This is a genomic window from Achromobacter xylosoxidans A8 (assembly GCF_000165835.1).
Lineage (GTDB): Bacteria > Pseudomonadota > Gammaproteobacteria > Burkholderiales > Burkholderiaceae_B > Achromobacter > Achromobacter xylosoxidans_B.
On record NC_014640.1, the window covers coordinates 5,141,846 to 5,159,684 of the forward strand.

Here is a 17,839-nt window from a genome sequence, read left to right on the forward strand (position 1 = left end):
ATGCAGGAACGTTACCTTCCCACTACCGTCGAAGCAGCCGCCCACCAAGACTGGCAGGCCCGCGACGTCTATCTGGTCCATGAACAAGCCAAGAACGCCGACGGCTCCGAAAAGCCGAAGTTCTACGCCTGCTCCATGCTGCCCTACCCCAGCGGCAAGCTGCACATGGGCCACGTGCGCAACTACACCATCAACGACATGATGGCGCGCCAGCTGCGCATGCGCGGCTACAACGTCCTGATGCCCATGGGCTGGGATGCCTTCGGCATGCCGGCGGAAAACGCCGCCATCAAGTCCAAGGTGCCGCCGGCGAAGTGGACGTACGACAACATCGCCTACATGAAGAAGCAGATGAAGGCGATGGGCCTGGCCATCGACTGGTCTCGCGAAATGTGCGCCTGCGATCCCCAGTACTACAAGTGGAACCAGTGGCTGTTCCTCAAGATGCTGGAAAAGGGCGTGGCCTACCGCAAGACCCAGGTCGTCAACTGGGATCCGGTGGACCAGACCGTGCTGGCCAATGAACAGGTCATCGACGGCCGCGGCTGGCGCTCGGGCGCCCTGGTCGAGAAGCGCGAGATCCCCGGCTACTACCTGCGCATCACCGATTACGCCGACGAACTGCTGGGCGCGGTCCAGAACGACCTGCCAGGCTGGCCCGAGCGCGTGCGCCTGATGCAGGAAAACTGGATCGGCAAATCCGAGGGCCTGCGCTTCGCCTTCCCGCACCAGATCGCCGGCCAGGACGGCCAGCTGATCCAGGACGGCAAGCTGTATGTCTTCACTACCCGCGCCGACACCATCATGGGCGTGACCTTCTGCGCCGTGGCGCCGGAGCACCCCCTGGCCACGCAGGCCGCCTTGTCCAATCCGCAGTTGGCCGCGTTCATCGAACAATGCAAGCTGGGCGGCACGACCGAGGCCGAAATGGCCACGCGCGAAAAGGAAGGCATGCCCACGGGCCTCTTCGTCACGCACCCGGTCACGGGCGCCGAGGTCGAGGTCTGGGTCGGCAACTACGTGCTCATGAGCTACGGCGACGGCGCCGTCATGGGCGTGCCGGCGCATGACGAGCGCGATTTCGCCTTCGCCAGGAAGTACGACCTGCCCATCGTCCAGGTCGTGGACGTGGCCGGCAAGGAATACTCCACCAACGCCTGGCAGGAGTGGTACGGCGACAAGCAGGCCGGCCGCACCATCAATTCGGGCAAGTACGACGGCCTCTCGCACAAGGAAGCGGTCGACGCCATCGCCGTCGACCTGGGCGCACAAGGCCTGGGCGAAAAGCAGACCACCTGGCGCCTGCGCGACTGGGGCATCTCGCGCCAGCGCTATTGGGGCACCCCGATACCCATCATCCATTGCGCGGATTGCGGTCCGGTCCCGGTTCCGGAAAAAGACCTGCCGGTGGTCCTGCCCGACGACCTCATCCCGGACGGCAGCGGCAATCCGCTGACCAAGAACGAGGCCTTCCTGTCCTGCGCCTGCCCCAATTGCGGCAAGCCGGCGCGCCGCGAGACGGACACGATGGACACCTTCGTGGATTCGTCCTGGTATTTCATGCGCTACACCTCGCCGGGCAACAACAATGCCATGGTCGACGCGCGCAATGACTACTGGATGCCGATGGACCAGTACATCGGCGGCATCGAACACGCGGTGCTCCACCTGCTGTACGCCCGCTTCTGGACCAAGGTCATGCGCGACATGGGCTTGCTCAACTTCGACGAACCCTTCACCAAGCTGCTGTGCCAGGGCATGGTGCTGAACCATATCTACTCGCGCAAGACGCCCCAGGGCGGCATCGAGTATTTCTGGCCTGAAGACGTCGAAAACGTCTACGACGACCGCGGCGCCATTGTCGGCGCCAAGCTGAAGTCGGACGGCTCCGCCATCACCTACGGCGGCGTGGGCACCATGTCCAAGTCCAAGAACAACGGCGTCGATCCGCAATCGCTGATCGACACGCTGGGCGCGGACACGGCCCGCCTGTTCGTCATGTTCGCCAGCCCGCCGGAACAGACCCTCGAATGGTCCGACTCCGGCGTCGAAGGCTCCAACCGCTTCCTGCGCCGCCTCTGGTCCATCAGCTACGGCCAGCGTGAAGCCATCGCGCGCGGTCTGGCCCATGGCGCCGACTGGTCGCAGGCGCCAGCCCCGGTCAAGGATCTGCGCCGCGAAGTCTATGGCCTGCTCAAGCAAGCCGACTACGACTACCAGCGCATCCAGTACAACACCGTCGTGTCCGCGTGCATGAAGATGCTCAACGCCATCGACGATGCCAAGCTGCCGGAAGGCGCGCCCGCGGACGCCGCCTACGCCGAAACGCTGGGCGTGCTGCTGCGCGTGCTGTACCCGGTGGTGCCGCACATCACCTGGCACCTGTGGCGCGACCTGGGCTACGCCCACGAGCTGGGCGACCTGCTCGACGCGCCCTGGCCGCACGTGGACGAAGCGGCGCTGGTCGCCGACGAGATCGAGCTGATGCTCCAGGTCAACGGCAAGCTGCGCGGCTCCATCCGCGTGGCCGCCAAGGCCGCCAAGGAAGACATCGAGAAGCTCGCGGCATCCCAGGAAGAGGTCGCCCGCTTCCTGGAAGGCCGTCCGCCCAAGCGCGTCATCGTGGTTCCGGGCAAACTGGTCAACGTCGTAGGCTGATGAGGTCAAGCATGCACTTCGCCGGGCAACAAACGCATTCCCCCCGCCAGTCCTGGCTGCTGCGCGGCGCCTGCCTGGCGCTGTTCATGCTGCTTTCCGCTTGCGGCTTCGCCTTGCGGGGAGTCACTCCGATGCCGTTCGAGACACTGTATGTCGGCATTCCCGACACCACCCAGTTCGGTGCCGATGTGCGCCGCGCGCTGCGCGCGGCGTCTCCGGACACCAAGCTCGTGGCAGGCCCCAAAGAGGCCCAGGCCATTCTGCAGCAAGTGGGCGACACCCGCACCCTGCGCGAAGTCTCTCTGAACGCCCAGGGCCGCGTCGAAGAATATGAACTCGGCATCAACTACACGTTCCGTCTGATTGACGCAAAGGGCCGCGCGCTGATCCCGGACACGACGTTGTCGATCTACCGCGAAATGCCTTACGACGACCAGGTCGTGCAGGCCAAGCAGGGACAGATCGACACGCTGTACAAGGCCATGCAGCGCGACCTCGTGTCCCGCCTGCTGCGCCGCATGACCGCGCCGGAAGTGCGCAAGGCGTTCGAAAACGCCGAACAGCGCGCCGAAGACGGCGAGACCCCGCTGTACGATCCAACCATGCCGGAACAGCAGCGCACGCCCGCGCCGTGGCAGACGCCGTCCACCACCGACCCGGCCATCCTGCGCTAAATGGCACAGCCCCTGGACGCGGATCGCCTGGCCGAGCATTTGCAGCGGCCAGGCAACCGCCTGGCGCCGCTCTATACGGTGTCCGGCGACGAACCGCTGCTCGTGACCGAGGCCGTGGACGCCCTGCGCGCCGCGGCCCGCAACGCAGGCTACAGCGAGCGCCTGTCCATGGTCATGGACGCGCGCAGCGACTGGAGTTCGGTCACCGCCGCCACCCAGAGCGTGTCGCTGTTCGGCGACCGCCGCATACTTGAAATCAAGATCCCGACCGGCAAGCCCGGCAAGTCCGGCGCCGACACCCTGGCCAAGCTGGCCGAACAGGCCGAAAAGCAGGCGGATCCGGACACGCTCGTCCTGATCGCCCTGCCCCGCCTGGACAAGGCCACCCGCGAAAGCCGCTGGGTGCAGGCGCTGAACCGCGGCGGCATGATGGTCGACATCGCCAACATCGAGCGCGGCCGCCTGCCCGCCTGGGTCGGCATGCGCCTGGCGCGCCAGAACCAGCGCGCCGACAGCGCCACGCTGCAATGGATGGCGGACAAAGTGGAAGGCAATCTGCTGGCCGCCCACCAGGAAATCCAGAAGCTGGGCCTGCTCTACCCCGAAGGCCAACTGGCCGCGGAAGACGTCGAACGCGCGGTGCTGAACGTGGCGCGCTATGACGTCTTCGGCTTGCGCGACGCCATGCTCGCCGGCGACATCGGCCGCACTATCCGCATGATCGACGGCCTGCGCGCCGAAGGCGAGGCCCTGCCGCTGGTGCTGTGGGCGGTCGGCGAGGAAATCCGCCTGCTGGCCCGCGTCGCGGAAGCCCGCACCCTGGGCCAGGACGTCAACGGCCTGATGCGCCGCCTGCGCATCTTCGGCGCGCACGAGCGCCTGGCGTTGCAGGCGCTAGGCCGCGTGCAGCCGAACGTGTGGCCCGCCGCCGTGCAGCACGCCCATGAGGTCGACCGCCTGATCAAGGGCCTGTCCGTACCTGGACGCCTGTCCGATCCCTGGGAAGAAATGACGCGGCTCGCTTTGCGCGTCGCCGCCGCCGGCGGACGACCGTGAAGGCGGCATAGCCGCCGCCTTCGCCTTCCCTTCCGGCCCTCCCGCTGGAACTCGCCCGGTCTGACGCCCGGATATAAACTGAATCTCCAGGCGGCGCCCGCGCCGCCCCACTTTCATGATCGACGCCGCCATGTCCTCGTCCTCCATCGAACACGCCATGCTCACCCTGGGCGAAAACGCCCGCCGCGCCTCGCGCGCCATGATGCGCGCCAATGGCGCCGCCAAGAACCAGGCGCTGCTGGCCATGGCCGACGCCCTGGCCGCCAGCCACGACGAACTCAAGGCCGCCAACGAGAAAGACCTGGCGGCGGCGCGCAGCAACGGCCTGGAGCCGGCCCTGCTGGACCGCCTGACCCTGTCGGACAAGACGCTGGCGCACATGGCGGAAGGCTTGCGCCAGATCGCCGCCCTGCCGGACCCCATCGGCAGCATCACCGCCACCAGCGTTCGCCCCAACGGCATGCGCGTGGCGCAGATGCGCGTTCCGCTGGGCGTGATCGGCATCATTTACGAATCCCGTCCCAACGTGACCATCGACGCGGCCGCGCTCTGCCTGAAGTCCGGCAACGCCGCCATCCTGCGCGGCGGCAGCGAAGCCCTGCATTCCAATATCGCGCTGGGCCGCGTGGTACAGACCGGCCTGGCCGCCGCGGGCCTGCCGCAGGACGCGGTGCAGGTCGTTGCCACGGCCGACCGGGCCGCGGTCGGCAAGCTCATCACCATGACCGAGCATATCGACGTCATCGTGCCGCGCGGCGGCAAGGGCCTGATCGCCCGGCTGTCGCAGGAAGCGCGCGTGCCGCTCATCAAGCACCTGGACGGCAACTGCCACGTCTATATCGATGCGGCAGCGGACCCGGACAAGGCGCATGCCATCGCCTTCAACGCCAAGACCTACCGCTATGGCATCTGCGGCGCCATGGAAACCCTGCTGGTCGACGCGGTGGCCGCCGTTTCCATCCTGCCCAGCCTGGCCGCGGCGCTCACCGAACACGGAGTGGAATTGCGCGGCTGCCCGCGCACGCTGGCCCTGCTGCCGCACGCCAAGCCGGCAACCGAAGAGGATTGGGCCACGGAATACCTGGGTCCCATCCTGGCGGTGCGCATCGTCGATACGCTGGACGACGCCATCGAGCACATCGCGCGCTGGGGCTCTGGCCACACCGACGCCATCGTCACCGAAGATCTGTCCGCCGCGCAGCGCTTCCAGCGCGAGGTCGACTCCAGCTCGGTCTACGTCAACCTGCCGACCTGCTTTGCCGACGGCTTCGAGTACGGCCTGGGCGCCGAAATCGGCATCTCGACCAACCGCCTGCATGCACGTGGTCCGGTTGGCCTGGAGGGCCTGACCACGCTGAAATGGGTGCTGAGCGGCGAAGGCCAGGTGCGCGGCTGACCCCGGACGCTACGGCGCGCGAAGCCTGACGCGGCCCTGAACACGGGGCCGCGGCAAGCCTTTTACAATACGGTCGGCAATTTTCCGCACGCTTTCCTATCATCCGAACGCGGCACACCGCGTCTTCCTGAGATCCCCCATGTACTCACCCGCCATGGCCATGGCCTTCAGCCTCTTCCTGCTCTGCTTCATCACCTGCACGCTTTGCGGCATCGTGCTGTTCTTCAAGCGCAAGCAGATCAACGCCAAGCTGAAGCACCCGTATCTGCAGCACCGCCCGTTCAATCAGTATCCGCTCGCGATCCAGGCGTCCATCATGCTGGACTATTTCTTCCGCCTGATGTTTCCCGACACGCGTTTCTGGCTGATCGGCAACGCCAACGATCTGCTTCCGCACGTCGATCCGAAGAAGACCCCGCTGGCCCTGAAGTGGCCCATCGTCGGTTTCTGGGGGTCTTGCTGGCTCGGCCTGATCGCCATGATCGTCCTCTGGATCATGTTGTTTGTAGGAGCTTGAGCGCATGCAGATCAAAATCGAAGACTATCCCGGCAGCCTTGATGCGGCGCGCTACCTGATCGCCGCGCGCGTATCCGGCGTCGCCGGCCCGCGCCTGCCCGCCGACTGCCGTCCGCAATCGCTGAACCAGGCCTTCGCCGTGCAGCAACGCACCGCGCAACTGCTGCTTGAGAACCATCAGGACGATATCGGCGCCTGGAAGAGCGCCTTGCCCACGCCCGAGAAAAGCGTGGTCGCGCCAATCTACGCCTCGACCGTCGCCTACGCCGAAGCCGGTCCGGTCGCGGCCCGGACCGCCACGGTGCGCATCGAACCCGAGATCGCGTTCGAAATTGCCCGGGATCTGCCCGCCCGCCCCCAGCCCTACAGCGAAGCCGAGGTGGACGCGGCCATCGGCAGCGCGCGCCTGGCGCTGGAGGTGCTGGGCTGCCGCTATGCCGCCCCGGAACACGCCAGCCTGCCCGAACTGCTGGCCGACCATATGTTCAACCAGGGCCTGGTACTGGGTCCGCGCATCGCCTCGCCGCATGACGCGCCCGGCAGCATGAGCATTACGCTGGCCGTGGACGGCGTCGAAACCGAGCAGCATGCGGGCATCCACCCGAACGACCGCCCCAAGGCGGGGCTGTACTGGCTGGCCAACTTCCTGCGCGAACAAGGCCTGGGGCTGCGCGCCGGCCAGCACGTCATCACCGGTTCCTATGCCGGATTCCTGGACGTGCCCGCCAACCGCGACCTGGAACTCGCCTACGGCGACCTCGGCATCCTGCGCCTGCGCTTCAGCAACCCCTAGCGCCTCGCGCCCGTGCCGACACTGTGCGGTCCGGGCCGACCAGCGCCACGCTAGCGGGCCGCAGGCTCGGCAATATCGATGGGGGCTCCGCCCGCCTCGATGATTTCGCCCACGTCCAGGCACAAATCCTCGCGGTAGCGCCCCGCCACTACCTGCACGCCGATCGGGCTGGCGCCCGCGCCGCTCATGGCGCTGCCCATCGCCACCGACAGGCCCGGCAAGCCCATGAACGGCACGCCGATCTGCGTCATCTGCGCGCGCCAGACGCGGGCGTAGGCCGCATCGCCCTGCAGGTCCAGCTTGTCCGGGAAAGGCTGCTCGGCCGACACGGGAAGCAGCAGCACCGGATATTCCGCGAAGAACAGTTCCCACATGCGCGTCAGTGTGGCGCGCCGCGTCAGCGTCGCCGAAAAACTGGCGAGATCGGCGCCGGCAGCCTTGTCGCGCTGGCCGGCCAACGCAACAAGAGCGCCACGGTCTCCTTCTTTTTCCGCGGCTGCGACCATCGCCTCGTAACCATCAGCCAGCCACATGCGGATCTGCAGATCCGCGGCCTCCTGCATCGGCGGCACCGCGTCCAGCGTGTCCACCGTCCAGCCTGCCTCGCTGAGCCGGCGCGCGGCCTCCTGCAAGGCCTTGACCACGGCGGGCTGGGTATCCATTCCGTCAGGATTCAGGCACAGCGCCGCCCGGCGCGGCGCCTCGGGCCCCGCCAGCGGAGCCGGCACCCACCACGGATCGCGCGGATCCCGCGCAGCCAGCGCGGCCAGGCCCAGTCTCAGGTCGGCGATGCTGCGCCCCAGCGGGCCGGACACTGCGGTCAGTTGCCCGCCGATGGAGCGCTCCGGCAAGGCCGCGTTGTATGCCGCCACGCGTCCCAGCGACGGCCGCAGGCCGTGCACGCCGCAGGCATAGGCCGGATACCGGATGGAGCCGGCGATATCCGTGCCATGCGCCAGATGCCCGATGCCAGCGACCACCGCGGCGGCCGCGCCGCCCGACGAGCCGCCGGGCGTGAGCGCCGGATTGCGCGGGTTCAGCGTGTCGCCATGCAGCGCGTTGCCGGTGAACCAGCGCAAGGAAAACGCGGGCGTGTTGGTGCGGCCCAGGATCACGGCCCCCGCGCGCCGCAGATTGTCCACCACCGGGCTGTTCCCGGCGGCGATCACATCCTGCTGCAGGCGCACGCCGTTGGTCGTGGCGTAGCCCGCCTGATCGACGTTGACCTTCACGGTGACGGGCACGCCGGCCAGCGGTCCCGCGTCTTCGCCGCGCGCAAGCATGGCATCCACTTGCGCGGCTTGGGCCAGCACATCTTCCGGCCTATGGTCCACCACCGCATTGATCGCGGGATTGACGGCATCCAGCCGCCCCAACGCGCTTTGCGCGGCCTCGCGGGCGGACACCTCACGCTTGCGGATGCGGGCGGCAAGTTCAACTGCGGACAAACGCCAAAGATCGGACACGCGCGACTCCTGAGTCATGGTTGCGTTGATGGGTCAGGCCAACCTTAGCGCCAGCCGCGTCCGCCCACAAGCCGCCGCGCCCCGGCCTGCGCCTACTGGTCCTCTTCGAAGACCTCGACGATGGCGTCGGCCACGGCGCGCACGCGGGCCGTGCGGTTCAAGTCGCCGTGCATCACCAGCCATAGATCGTAGGGCTCGCTGCGTGCAGGCCAGATGCGCACCAGATCCGGGTACTGGGGCGCCATGTGCGTGGGCACCTGGCCTATGCCCAGGCCGGCCGCGACGGCTTCGATGATCATCAGGCCGGAATTCAACTCGACACCCATGCGTCCGTTGCCCGTGGGCTCGCCGCAGAAGGTATCGGACCAGCCCGGCAGCACCGCCTGCTGGTAGGTCACCAGGGTATGCCCCGCGAATGCCGTACCCAGCCGCGGCTCGCCATGCGCCTCCAGGTAGGCCTTCGAGGCGTACAGCCCGACCTCCTTGCGCGCCAGATGCCGGTGGATCAGGTCGGGATTGTCCGGCCTGATGTTGCGGATCGCCAGATCCGCCTCGCGGCGCGTCAGGTTGCTGAGCTGGATCGCCGTGGACAGCGTGACGCGGATGTCGGGATGGTGGGCATGCACGCGCCGGACCGCCTCCATGACGTAGTAGGTGGCGACGGTTTCCGAGGTCGCCACGCGGACCACGCCCGACAGCCGGTGGTCCAGTCCCTGCATCTGGCGCTGCAACTGATCCGCCGCCTGCTCCATGCGCTCCGCCGCCGCGAACGCCAGCTCACCCGCCGCCGTGGGGACGTATCCGCCCGGGGTGCGCAGGAATAGCCGCGCGTCCAGCGAGGCTTCCAGCGCCGCCAGCCTGCGCCCGGCCGTGGCCTGGTCGACCTGCAGCAGCGCCGCCGCGCCGCGCAGCGTGCCGACCCGATAGATGGCCAGGAAGATCCTGGCGTTGTCCCAGTCCATGACAGCCTTCTTCAGATGCATTTTTGCATGACTATAAAGCAATTATTCTGCTTTTTTGCATCATTCAAAGCGCCTAAGCTTCACTCCTCGAAAGCCGCCGTACGCCTCAACCATGAACTCCGCCTGTCCCAATATCCCGGCGCCCTCGCTGGACGCCAAGCCCGCAGCAGCTGGCCTGCTGCCGCTCGTCACACTGGCCATCGGCTTCGTCATGGCCATGCTGGACGTGACCGTCGTCAACGTCGCCCTACCCAGCATCGCGGTCCAGTTCACCGTGCCGCTGACGGATCTGGTCTGGATCGTGGACGGCTACACGCTTACCTTCGCGGCCCTGCTGCTGGTGGCCGGGGCGCTGGCCGACCGCTATGGCGCCAAGACGGTCTATCTGGCCGGCCTGGGCGTCTTCACCCTGGCGTCCCTGCTTTGCGGACTGGCGCCGAATGCCGACCTGCTGATCCTGGCCCGCATGCTGCAAGGCCTGGGCGCGGCCCTGTTCATGCCCAGTTCCCTGAGCCTGCTGACCCATGCCTACGACGACGAGCAGACGCGCAACCGCATGCTGGCAGCCTGGTCCGCCATCGTGGCGGTGGCAGGCGCCGCCGGCCCGCTGCTAGGCGGCGTGCTGATCCACCAGTTCGGCTGGCGCGGGATTTTTCTCATCAACATCCCGCTGGGACTGGCCGGCTTGTGGCTGGCGCGGCGCCGCATCCAGGCCGCGCCGCGCCGTCCGCGCGCGCTCAATCCGCTAAGCCATCTGCTGGGCGTGATCGCCCTGTCGTCGCTGTGCTTCGTACTGATCCAGGGCAATGCCTATGGCTGGTCTTCCAGCCTCATCCTGGGCATGGCTGCCCTCTGCCTGGCCGCCGCCGCACTGCTGGTGCGGCGCGAGCGCCGCCACGCCGAGCCCATCATCCCGCGCGCCCTGTTCGCGACCGCGCAATTCGCGGCCGCCAACGGCGTGGGCTTTCTGATCAATCTTGCCTCCTACGGCCAGCTTTTCCTGCTCAGTCTGTTCCTGCAACAGGCGCGCGGCACGGACGCCTTGCAGACGGGGCTGCAACTGGTGCCGATGCTGGCGGTATTCTCCATCGGCAACCTGATGTCGGGCCGGATCTCGGCGCGCTGGAACGTCTCGACGGCGCTGCTAGGCGGATTGTCGCTGGCCGCCATCATGAGCAGCATGGGCACTTTCGCTTTCTCGCCGGACATGGCCTACTGGCCGTTTGCCGTCGCCGTCGCGCTGTCCAATCTGGGCGTGGGCATCGCCGTACCCGCCATGACCAGCGTGGTCATGCAGGTTTCGGGCAAGAGCCACGCGAACAGCGCCGCCGCGGCGCTGAACGCCAACCGCCAATCCGGCGCCCTGGTCGGGGTCGCACTGATGGGTACCATCCTGCATCTGCTGCCGGACTGGCACGCCAGCCTGCCTGCGGCCTACTGCATCATCGGCGCAAGCTATCTGGCTGCGGTTGCGCTGGTGTGGCGGCATCTGCGCCGCGCCCGCAACGCCTGAACTCCAGCACGAAGACAGCCGCGGAAATCAGGCCGGCTGCCCTCGCCTCGTTCAAGCGGCCGCGAGTATGGCCACGCCGCGCCCCGCGAAGAATTCGTCGAAAACGGCTAGCGGCAATTCGACATCGGCCTGCGTGCCGGGCTCGCCCGAGGGATTGTGGAAGGTCACCGAATCGGGCGTTGCGCGGGTCACCAGCACCAGGTGCCCGCCTTTCCTGGGCGGCTGCCGGTCGGGCCAGCGTATCCAGGGATGCACGGAGGCCATGAAGTAGGCGGCCCGCGACATCAATCCATGCAGTTCGTCCGCGCGCAGATCGACATGCACGCGCGCCGCCAGGCCGAATACCTCGTCCACATAGCGCACGAACGGCGCGTAGATCATGCCCTTGATCTGCTCGCCTTCCACGGTATAGGCGCCGTAAGGCAAGCTGCCCCGCGCCAGCTCCAGCGTGGGGTAATGCCGCCTGTCACGTGCCGCCAGCACCATCTTCAGGCAAGCCATGCCGCAAACGTGGCTGGCCCAGCGCCCATACTCGTCCGCATCACGCGCGCCCGAGCCGCGCCAGGCAGGATCATCGACCAGGGCCAGCTTGCCCTGGATGATCTCGCTGGCCAGATGCGCCGACTCCCATTGGCAAAAGTACGGCACGGCCGTTCGATGGGCTGGGGTCGCATTCATGGAGGGCTCCTGGTTTCCGGAGGCGGAAGGGAGCCGCTATCTTGCCCGTGCCGCCTGCGCGTGGCAACGGGCCGGCGTTTGCTTCACAATGCTTCTATCCGCGCTCACAGGAGACCCGCATGTCCAGCATCGCCACGTCCAACCCGCCCGCCATCCGCCGAATCGCCATCGTGGGCGCCGGCACCATAGGCGCCAGTTGGGCCGCGTTGTTCCTCGCTCGCGGCCTCGCGGTCGTCGTCAGCGATCCGGCCGCCGATGCCGAAGCGCTGACGCGCGCCCGCGTGCAGGCCGCATGGCCCGTGCTGACAGAGCTCGGACACGTGCTGCCCGGCGCCTCGGCCGAGGCCCTGCGCTTCGAGCCGGACCTGGAGGCCGCGCTGGCCGGCGTGGACTTCGTGCAGGAAAACGCGCCCGAGCGCGAAGATTTCAAAACTGCGCTGTTCGCGCGCATGGACGCCGCGCTGCCTGCGCACGTCATCGTGGCGTCGAGCTCGTCCGGCCTCATCATGAGCCGCCTGCAATCGCAGTGCCGCCATGCCTCGCGCTTCGTCATCGGGCATCCGTTCAATCCGCCGCACCTGATCCCGCTGGTCGAGGTGGTAGGCGGCACCCAGACCTCGGCCGACACCATCGACCGCTGCATCGCCTTCTACCGCAGCCTGGGCAAATACCCCATCCGCCTGAACAAGGAAGTGCCGGGCCACATCGCCAACCGCCTGCAGGCGGCCCTGTGGCGCGAAGCGATACACCTGGCTGCCGAGAACGTGGCCAGCGTCGCCGACATCGATGCCGCCGTATCGCAAGGCCCCGGCCTGCGCTGGGCGTTGTTCGGTCCGCACATGACCTTCAATCTGGGCGGCGGCGCGGGCGGCCTGGCCAATTTCATGGACCACCTGCTGGGTCCGGTACAAACTTGGTGGGACGACCTGGGAGCACCGGAGGTCACTCCCGAGCTGCGGCAGCGCCTGATCGAAGGCGTCAACGCCGAAGCAGGCCAACGCAGCATCGCCGACCTGGTCCAGGCTCGCGACGCCCAGCTCACCGCGCTGCTCAAAGCGCTGCAACGCTGAAGCGGCAGCAGTCAATGGCAGCAACACGAGGCGAATGCGCCCCATAGTCCATCAAGCCGGCTGACAGTAGCCGGCCATTCCATCGCAGGATTCCTCCGCATGATCTCCGTAACGCATGAAACCGCCCATTCCCGCTACACCGCCACCGTTGATGGCGTCTTGTGCGTGCTCGACTACCAGCTGCAAGGCAACACCATGGCCATCACGCACACCGGCGTGCCCAGCCAGGTGGGCGGCCGCGGCATCGCCGCTGCGTTGACCAAGTACGCGCTGGACGACGCGCGCACCCGGGGCTGGAAGGTGCGGCCCTTGTGCTCATACGCGGACGCCTATATCCGCCGCCATCCTGAATACAGCGATCTGCTGGCCTGAGCTTCTTCGGCGTTTCGCACCGTGACCAAGCAATCCAAGCTCCAGGCTGCGGCCTGTCCCTGCGGCGGCCCCAAGCCCTATTCCGAATGCTGCGGCCGCTGGCATGAAGGGCCGCAGGCGATGCAGGCACCCACCGCCGAGGCGCTGATGCGCTCGCGCTACAGCGCCTTCGTGCTGGACAAGTTGCCCTATCTATTGGCGACCTGGCACCCGAGCACCCGCCCCGCGTCTCTCGATCCCAATCCGCCCGACATGAAATGGCTGGGACTGGCAATCAAGCAAACCGGCAGCCAGGACTCTGCGCACGCAACCGTGGAATTCGTCGCCCGCAGCCGCCAGGCCGGCCGCGCCCATCGCCTGCATGAGCTCAGCCGCTTCGTGCGCGAAGGCGGACTATGGTTCTATGTGGACGGCGACCTGTACTGATCCCGGCCCGCACGGACGGACCAGGCCTTCCCAAATCCAGACATCAGAAAAGGCAGACATGAACCACGATCCTCGCCACGCCGAAGCGCTCTTTCACTCTGAAACCGTCGCGGCATTGCGCGCCGACCTCGCGCTCGCATTGCGGGCCGCGGCGGCGCATGGATTGGGGGAAGGCGTCTGCAATCACTTCAGCGTCGCCCTGCCAGGAGACTCGGAGCATTTCCTGCTGAATCCCCGCGGGCTGATGTGGCATGAAGTGCAGGCGGATGACATCGTGCTGATCGATGCCCAGGGCAACAAGCTTGCGGGCCGCCATGCGGTCGAACCCACGGCCATGTTCATCCATGCCGCCATCCACCGCATCGCCGGCAAAGCCTGCGTGCTGCATACGCATATGCCTTACGCCACGGCCCTGACGCTCACCTCGGATCGCGCGCTCGATACCACGCTGTCCCAGAATGCCATGCGCTTTCATGGTCGCCTGGCCATTGATGAGCACTACAACGGCCTGGCCCTGGACGTAAGCGAAGGCGAACGCATCGCTCACGCGATGCAGGGCGCTGATGTGGTTTTCCTTGGCAACCATGGCGCCGTCGTCTGCGGCGAACGGCTGGATTACGCCTACGACGACCTGTTTTTCCTGGAACGCGCCTGTACCGCCCAGGTGCTGGCGCAATCCACGGGGCGCCCGCTCGTGCCGGTCAATCCCGAACTCGCGGCCAAGGTTGCGGCCCAGGTGCAAAGCGAACGCCTGCAATCCGAATTGTTCTTCGCTGCCTTGCGGCGCCAATTGCCCTAGCCGCTTTTAACGGCGCGCCCAAAACAAAACCCCTCGCAGGAGCATCCTGCGAGGGGTTTTTCATTGGGGTTTGCGGAACCTGCGAAGCGCATTCTCAGCTCGGCGCCACAAAGACAAAACCCCACAGGGGTTACCTGTGGGGTTCTGCGGAATAAAAGCTTGACGATGACCTACTTTCACAGACGTCCGTCCACTATCATCGGCGCAAAGTCGTTTCACTGTCCTGTTCGGGATGGGAAGGAGTGGGACCAACTCGCTATGGTCGTCAAGCGTAACTGGTTGAGCGGTTGCCGCGAGGCAACTGCTCCAATCTTGGAAGAAACACAACGCGTGGGGGATCAGAGTCAGACTCGATGATCACGCACGGGGGGTGTAATTGGTGTTGGCTGGCTGCCGACGGTGCAGCCAGATTTTGTATTGAACGACACTTGGAACGCTACATCACCAGGTCATAACCATCAGTGTTATAGGATCAAGCCTCACGGGCAATTAGTATCGGTTAGCTTAACGCATTACTGCGCTTCCACACCCGACCTATCAACGTCCTGGTCTCGAACGACCCTTCAGGGGGATCAAGTCCCCGGGATACCTTATCTTCAGACGAGTTTCCCGCTTAGATGCCTTCAGCGGTTATCTCTTCCGTACTTAGCTACCCGGCAATGCCATTGGCATGACAACCGGTACACCAGAGGTACGTCCACTCCGGTCCTCTCGTACTAGGAGCAGGCTCCGTCAAGTATCCAACGCCCACGGCAGATAGGGACCAAACTGTCTCACGACGTTTTAAACCCAGCTCACGTACCTCTTTAAATGGCGAACAGCCATACCCTTGGGACCGGCTACAGCCCCAGGATGAGATGAGCCGACATCGAGGTGCCAAACACCGCCGTCGATATGAACTCTTGGGCGGTATCAGCCTGTTATCCCCAGAGTACCTTTTATCCGTTGAGCGATGGCCCTTCCATTCAGAACCACCGGATCACTATGTCCTGCTTTCGCACCTGTTCGACTTGTCAGTCTCACAGTCAAGCACGCTTATGCCATTGCACTATCAGCACGATTTCCGACCGTACCTAGCGTACCTTCGAACTCCTCCGTTACACTTTGGGAGGAGACCGCCCCAGTCAAACTGCCCACCATGCACTGTCCCCGATCCGGATAACGGACCAAGGTTAGAACCGCAAACAAACCAGGGTGGTATTTCAAGGATGGCTCCACGTAATCTAGCGACTACGCTTCAAAGCCTCCCACCTATCCTACACAGGCCGGTTCACAGATCAATGCAAAGCTACAGTAAAGGTTCATGGGGTCTTTCCGTCTAGCCGCGGGTAGATTGCATCATCACAAACACTTCAACTTCGCTGAGTCTCAGGAGGAGACAGTGTGGCCATCGTTACGCCATTCGTGCAGGTCGGAACTTACCCGACAAGGAATTTCGCTACCTTAGGACCGTTATAGTTACGGCCGCCGTTTACCGGGGCTTCGATCAAGAGCTTGCACCCCATCACTTAACCTTCCGGCACCGGGCAGGCGTCACACCCTATACGTCGACTTTCGTCTTTGCAGAGTGCTGTGTTTTTAATAAACAGTCGCAGCCACCGATTCTCTGCGACCCCATCATGCTAAGCGCGCAGGCGCTTCACACTACCGGGGTATACCTTCTCCCGAAGTTACGGTATCAATTTGCCGAGTTCCTTCTCCTGAGTTCTCTCAAGCGCCTTGGAATATTCATCCCGTCCACCTGTGTCGGTTTGCGGTACGGTCTCGTACAGCTGAAGCTTAGAGGCTTTTCTTGGAACCACTTCCAATCACTTCGCAAGCAATGCTCGCTCGTGCCATACCCTTGATTTACGCGCCCGGATTTGCCTAAGCGCCATCTTCGATACAGCAACAGGGACATCCAACACCCTGATGATCTTCCGCGATCCGTCCCCCCATCGCACTGTACGACGGTACTGGAATATTAACCAGTTTCCCATCAGCTACGCATCTCTGCCTCGCCTTAGGGGCCGACTCACCCTGCGCCGATGAACGTTGCGCAGGAAACCTTGGACTTACGGCGAGGGGGCTTTTCACCCCCTTTATCGCTACTCATGTCAGCATTCGCACTTCTGATACCTCCAGCAGCCTTTACAAGCCACCTTCGCAGGCTTACAGAACGCTCTCCTACCGCGTGCACTAAAAGTGCACACCCGCAGCTTCGGTTTATCGCTTAGCCCCGTTACATCTTCCGCGCAGGACGACTCGATCAGTGAGCTATTACGCTTTCTTTAAAGGATGGCTGCTTCTAAGCCAACCTCCTGACTGTCTATGCCTTCCCACTTCGTTTCCCACTTAGCGATAATTCGGGACCTTAGCTGGCGGTCTGGGTTGTTTCCCTCTTGAGTCCGGACGTTAGCACCCGGTGCTCTGTCTCCCAAGCTGTACTTGCGGGTATTCGGAGTTTGCCATAGTTTGGTAAGTCGCCATGACCCCCTAGCTATAACAGTGCTCTACCCCCCGCAGTAATACTTGAGGCACTACCTAAATAGTTTTCGGAGAGAACCAGCTATTTCCAGATTTGTTTAGCCTTTCACCCCTATCCACAGCTCATCCCCTAATTTTTCAACATTAGTGGGTTCGGTCCTCCAGCACGTGTTACCGTGCCTTCAACCTGGCCATGGATAGATCATCTGGTTTCGGGTCTACACCCAGCGACTGAATCGCCCTATTCGGACTCGCTTTCGCTACGGCTTCCCTATTCGGTTAACCTTGCCACTGAATGTAAGTCGCTGACCCATTATACAAAAGGTACGCAGTCACCCCACAAGGAGGCTCCTACTGTTTGTATGCATACGGTTTCAGGATCTATTTCACTCCCCTTCCGGGGTTCTTTTCGCCTTTCCCTCACGGTACTGGTTCACTATCGGTCGATCACGAGTATTTAGCCTTGGAGGATGGTCCCCCCATCTTCAAACAGGATTTCACGTGTCCCGCCCTACTTGTCTTACGCTTAGTTCCACACACAAGATTTCGCCTACAGGGCTATCACCTGCTACGGCCGGACTTTCCATTCCGTTCGACTATCTTGCATGCTAAAACGTAAAGGCTCTTCCGATTTCGCTCGCCACTACTTTCGGAATCTCGGTTGATTTCTTTTCCTCGAGCTACTGAGATGTTTCAGTTCACCCGGTTCGCTTCCACTGGCCTATGTATTCAGCCAGGGATACCGCATTGCTGCGGTGGGTTTCCCCATTCGGACATCTACGGATCAAAGCTTGTTTGCCAGCTCCCCGTAGCTTTTCGCAGGCTACTACGTCCTTCATCGCCTGTGATCGCCAAGGCATCCACCATATGCACTTAGTCGCTTGATCCTATAACGCTGTAGGCTATAGGACCTGAGTATTAGCGTTTGTGCCGTTCATAAGTTTCAAAGCAGTCTGAGGTTATTCACCCCAGTCTTGAGAACTTGGAACAAAA

The 17,839-nt window shown here is 64.3% G+C and carries 14 protein-coding genes and 2 rRNA genes; 11 read left to right on the forward strand and 5 right to left on the reverse strand.

Translation table 11 applies throughout. From position 1 onward, the window contains the following. From leuS to AXYL_RS23860, 6 genes are all read left to right on the forward strand, one after another. A complete protein-coding gene (leuS, locus tag AXYL_RS23835) occupies positions 1 to 2,658 on the forward strand; it encodes a leucine--tRNA ligase (RefSeq protein ID WP_013395435.1) in 2,658 nt (885 codons plus the stop codon). 11 nt (positions 2,659 to 2,669) lie between these two features. Beyond that, positions 2,670 to 3,332 carry an LPS assembly lipoprotein LptE gene (gene lptE / locus AXYL_RS23840; RefSeq protein WP_013395436.1) on the forward strand — a complete coding sequence of 221 codons (663 nt, stop codon included), beginning with the start codon at positions 2,670 to 2,672 and terminating at the stop codon, positions 3,330 to 3,332. Beyond that, entirely contained in the window at positions 3,333 to 4,388 is a 1,056-nt protein-coding gene (holA, locus tag AXYL_RS23845) for a DNA polymerase III subunit delta (protein ID WP_013395437.1), read from the forward strand. A 115-nt stretch (positions 4,389 to 4,503) separates the two neighbouring features. After that, entirely contained in the window at positions 4,504 to 5,784 is a 1,281-nt protein-coding gene (locus AXYL_RS23850) for a glutamate-5-semialdehyde dehydrogenase (protein ID WP_013395438.1), read from the forward strand. Positions 5,785 to 5,923: 139 nt separating this feature from the next. After that, complete coding sequence (locus tag AXYL_RS23855) at positions 5,924 to 6,301, forward strand: hypothetical protein (RefSeq protein ID WP_013395439.1); 378 nt, start codon at positions 5,924 to 5,926, stop codon at positions 6,299 to 6,301. A gap of 4 nt (positions 6,302 to 6,305) precedes the next feature. Continuing rightward, positions 6,306 to 7,094, forward strand: coding sequence for a 2-keto-4-pentenoate hydratase (locus AXYL_RS23860; protein WP_013395440.1), 789 nt, complete (start codon positions 6,306 to 6,308; stop codon positions 7,092 to 7,094). A 50-nt stretch (positions 7,095 to 7,144) separates the two neighbouring features. On the opposite strand, the gene AXYL_RS23865 is transcribed toward AXYL_RS23860, so the two are convergent. Further along, positions 7,145 to 8,560 carry an amidase family protein gene (locus AXYL_RS23865; RefSeq protein WP_013395441.1) on the reverse strand — a complete coding sequence of 472 codons (1,416 nt, stop codon included), beginning with the start codon at positions 8,558 to 8,560 and terminating at the stop codon, positions 7,145 to 7,147. Positions 8,561 to 8,652: 92 nt separating this feature from the next. Beyond that, entirely contained in the window at positions 8,653 to 9,522 is an 870-nt protein-coding gene (locus AXYL_RS23870) for a LysR family transcriptional regulator (RefSeq protein WP_041655984.1), read from the reverse strand. A 112-nt stretch (positions 9,523 to 9,634) separates the two neighbouring features. Here AXYL_RS23870 and AXYL_RS23875 point away from each other — a divergent pair, with 112 nt between their 5' ends. Further along, positions 9,635 to 11,035 carry an MFS transporter gene (locus AXYL_RS23875; protein ID WP_013395443.1) on the forward strand — a complete coding sequence of 467 codons (1,401 nt, stop codon included), beginning with the start codon at positions 9,635 to 9,637 and terminating at the stop codon, positions 11,033 to 11,035. Positions 11,036 to 11,086: 51 nt separating this feature from the next. Here the strand turns inward: AXYL_RS23875 and AXYL_RS23880 are convergent, their stop codons facing one another. Beyond that, the gene (locus tag AXYL_RS23880) at positions 11,087 to 11,713 is read right to left on the reverse strand and encodes a hypothetical protein (RefSeq protein ID WP_013395444.1); all 627 of its coding nucleotides are present in this window, start codon (positions 11,711 to 11,713) and stop codon (positions 11,087 to 11,089) included. Between the two features lie 119 nt (positions 11,714 to 11,832). Here AXYL_RS23880 and AXYL_RS23885 point away from each other — a divergent pair, with 119 nt between their 5' ends. The 4 genes from AXYL_RS23885 (at position 11,833) to AXYL_RS23900 (ending at position 14,380) form a co-directional block, all read left to right on the forward strand. Continuing rightward, on the forward strand, positions 11,833 to 12,783 hold the full coding sequence (locus AXYL_RS23885) for a 3-hydroxyacyl-CoA dehydrogenase NAD-binding domain-containing protein (RefSeq protein ID WP_013395445.1): 951 nt from the start codon (positions 11,833 to 11,835) through the stop codon (positions 12,781 to 12,783). A 99-nt stretch (positions 12,784 to 12,882) separates the two neighbouring features. Next, the gene (locus AXYL_RS23890) at positions 12,883 to 13,155 is read left to right on the forward strand and encodes a GNAT family N-acetyltransferase (RefSeq protein WP_013395446.1); all 273 of its coding nucleotides are present in this window, start codon (positions 12,883 to 12,885) and stop codon (positions 13,153 to 13,155) included. Between the two features lie 21 nt (positions 13,156 to 13,176). Then, positions 13,177 to 13,581 (forward strand): YchJ family protein, encoded by a 405-nt coding sequence (locus AXYL_RS23895; protein WP_013395447.1) that lies wholly within the window; start codon positions 13,177 to 13,179, stop codon positions 13,579 to 13,581. 58 nt (positions 13,582 to 13,639) lie between these two features. After that, a complete protein-coding gene (locus AXYL_RS23900) occupies positions 13,640 to 14,380 on the forward strand; it encodes an aldolase (RefSeq protein WP_013395448.1) in 741 nt (246 codons plus the stop codon). Positions 14,381 to 14,537: 157 nt separating this feature from the next. On the opposite strand, the gene rrf is transcribed toward AXYL_RS23900, so the two are convergent. Both rrf and AXYL_RS23910 read right to left on the reverse strand, forming a co-directional pair. After that, a 5S ribosomal RNA gene (gene rrf, locus AXYL_RS23905) occupies positions 14,538 to 14,650 on the reverse strand. 198 nt (positions 14,651 to 14,848) lie between these two features. Continuing rightward, positions 14,849 to 17,733 (reverse strand): 23S ribosomal RNA (locus AXYL_RS23910). Between the last annotated feature and the right edge of the window lie 106 nt (positions 17,734 to 17,839).